General features: G+C 64.2%; 3 protein-coding genes and 1 pseudogene. 2 read left to right on the forward strand and 2 right to left on the reverse strand.

Translation table 11 applies throughout. The features are described 5' to 3' along the window. Positions 1-219 (forward strand): annotated as a pseudogene (locus tag MOV75_RS34175) (PhzF family phenazine biosynthesis protein); the annotation flags it as partial. Positions 220-328: 109 nt separating this feature from the next. On the opposite strand, the gene MOV75_RS34180 reads toward MOV75_RS34175, so the two are convergent. Continuing rightward, positions 329-790, reverse strand: coding sequence for a DUF488 family protein (locus MOV75_RS34180; RefSeq protein WP_246931920.1), 462 nt, complete (start codon positions 788-790; stop codon positions 329-331). 166 nt (positions 791-956) lie between these two features. Next, positions 957-1,793, reverse strand: coding sequence for a DUF72 domain-containing protein (locus tag MOV75_RS34185; protein WP_246931921.1), 837 nt, complete (start codon positions 1,791-1,793; stop codon positions 957-959). 103 nt (positions 1,794-1,896) lie between these two features. Here MOV75_RS34185 and MOV75_RS34190 point away from each other — a divergent pair, with 103 nt between their 5' ends. After that, the gene (locus MOV75_RS34190; RefSeq protein ID WP_246931924.1) at positions 1,897-2,274 is read left to right on the forward strand and encodes a hypothetical protein; all 378 of its coding nucleotides are present in this window, start codon (positions 1,897-1,899) and stop codon (positions 2,272-2,274) included. The last annotated feature ends 272 nt before the right edge of the window (positions 2,275-2,546 follow it).

Raw genomic sequence — 2,546 nt, forward strand, 5'->3', positions numbered from 1 at the left:
GGCAGCGCGACGGTCGCCGCGGCCGCGCTGTTCGCCGATCTCGATCCCGCGCGTGACGGCGAGCTCAAGCTCACCGTCGGCCAGGGTTTTGACATGGGCCGGCCGAGCATCCTGCTGACGCGCGTGCGCAAGCAGGACGGCAAGATCGTCTCCGCTCATGTCGGCGGCAGCTGCGTGCAGATGATGGAAGGAACGTTCCGGCTTGCGGGGGAGGGGTAGGAGCTCTCTCGGGTCGTCATGCCCGGGCTTGACCCGGGCATCCACGTCTTGGCCACGCGAAGGAAGAGCGTGGATGGCCGGGACAAGCCGGCCATGACGGAGAGGCCGATCAGACCTGCCGTCCCGCCAAATTCTTCACCGCCACGCCATCGCGCTCCTCGATGATCTCCGCGATCATCTGGCGGTGGCAATGGGTGTGGTCGCGCTCGTAGCAGAGCAGGCAGACGGGGCCGGCCTTCTTCACCAGCGCCGAGAGCTCGTCCATCGCTTCCCTGGTCTCGGGCGCCTTCAGGTGCTTTGAAAAAATCTTCTCAAGCACGTGGTACTGGCCGCTGCGTGCGGCGAGGCGGCCTTCCTTCGGCGTGCCGAGCGCGGCGAGATGGACATAAGCGATGCCGCGCTCGTCGAGTCCGGCGGACAGCTGCTTCTTGGAAAAGCCCGGGCGGCGCGACGACGTCACCGCGCGCACATCGACCACGAGCTTGACGCCGGCCTGTTCCAGCTCGTCGAGCACCGCGTGTGGCGGCGTCTGCTCATAGCCGATCGTGAACAGCTTCTTCGCTTTTGCCATGGGGGCACCTCAGGCCATCACACGGGAGGTCGTCATGCCCGGGCTTGTCCCGGACATCCACGTTCTTCGCGCCGCGCAGCGGATCGTGGATGGCCGGGACAAGCCCGGCCATGACGCATGGAGGCTTTGTTGCTCCTGACCGCAAGCGACATGGACGATAGCCACCTCAGCTCACCCGTGCGATCAGTTCCATGGCGCCGTGAGGCGCGCGCACCTTGCCCTCGTGGATGACGTAGGCGAACACGTCGCGCGGCTCCTTCTTCGGCTTGGCCTTGTCAACTTTCGGCAGGTCATCCGGTTCACTGCCCAAAGCCCAGGCCTGGAAGCGCTCGGCCCAGGCGTCTAACTGCTTAGGCGGGTAGCAGGTCTTGATCTCGTCATTGCCTTTCTGAAGCCGGGCATAGACGAAATCGCCGGCGACGTCGGCGATGGCGGGATATTTGCCGTGCTCGGCGAACACCACAGGCGTCTCGAACTCGCGGATCAGCGCCACGAAGTCCGGCGCGCAGAAGCTGTCGTGGCGGACCTCGACAACATGGCGGAGCGCGCGGCCCTCGAGCTTGCGGGGCAACAGTTCGAGGAACTTGCCGAAATCGGCGCTGTCGAACTTTTTCGTCGGGGCGAACTGCCAGAGCACCGGCCCGAGATGGTCGCCGAGCTCCAGCACGCCGGAATCATAGAACCGCTTGATGGAGTCGCCAGCCTCGGCGAGCACGCGGCGGTTGGTGGCGAAGCGCGGTCCCTTCACCGAGAATACGAAGCCGTCGGGCACCTCGCTCGCCCATTTGCGAAAGCTCTCCGGCTTCTGCGAGCCGTAATAGGTACCGTTGATCTCGATCGAGGTCAGCTTCGAGGCTGCGTAAGACAGCTCCTTCGCCTGTGTGAGTTTCTCCGGATAGAACACGCCGCGCCAGGGCTCGAAGGTCCAGCCGCCGATGCCGATGAAGATGTTGCCGGATTTTTTGGACGCGGTTTTTGCTTTGGCCACGGGAGGATCTCGCATCGACGGGGAGGGAGGGCTTCATCCTAGTCAAACGAGATGTGATTGGCCAGTTCTCGCGTCGAGTCTAAGCTCGGCAGCGCGATCTGCGAAAAAGGAGAACAAGATGCGGATGCTGATGGTGGGAGCAGCGCTCGTCATGATGACATCTGCTGCCATGATATCTTCAGTCATGGCGGACGACGATGCCAAGGGCGCGCAGAAGCTCGCCCAGCAGGGCCGCGACGATTACTGGCATTGCCTGGCGCGGGAATATTCGCGCGACAGCAATCAGGGAATGACGGAACAGGATTTTGGCCGCTCGGTTGCGGGCGCCTGTCCATCGGAGCGGCAATACTACCGGGTGGCGCTGCTCGACTATCTCACCACGCAATATCCGAACATCGATGCCGGCGCCCATCTCGCGACCGCGAACAGGGCGGTGGAGTCCGCGCAGAAGGACATCGTGACGGCCTTCGTCAAGCACAGGCCGCCGGCGAAGTAGGGGATGGCGAGCGACGAGTAGGGCAGCCGCCCAGGGATGCCTCGTTCGCTACACCATTGGCCCCTTCGGCAGCCCTTCCGGCTCCGCGTGCATCCGTGGTATCACGGAGCGCATCTGGAACGGGGATGGGTTTCATGTCGTCTGAGTCGATGGGGGGCATTTTGGGCGCGATCGTCGCCGCGATCGTGCTTGCGGTCGCCGTCGTGTTCGGGCCGATCGGCCAGTATGGCAAGCCGCCCAAGCCGGCGAAAGTCGAGCCCGCCCCGGCTGCG

Source organism: Bradyrhizobium sp. PRIMUS42, assembly GCF_023006515.1.
In the GTDB taxonomy this organism is placed as follows: Bacteria; Pseudomonadota; Alphaproteobacteria; order Rhizobiales; family Xanthobacteraceae; genus Bradyrhizobium.

What these genes read in the sequence shown, in the direction of transcription:
- MOV75_RS34180 (WP_246931920.1), bottom strand. Translation starts at nt 790, where the DNA reads ATGGCAAAAGCGAAGAAGCTGTTCACGATCGGCTATGAGCAGACGCCG.
- MOV75_RS34185 (WP_246931921.1), bottom strand. Translation starts at nt 1,793, where the DNA reads ATGCGAGATCCTCCCGTGGCCAAAGCAAAAACCGCGTCCAAAAAATCC.
- MOV75_RS34190 (WP_246931924.1), top strand. Translation starts at nt 1,897, where the DNA reads ATGCGGATGCTGATGGTGGGAGCAGCGCTCGTCATGATGACATCTGCT.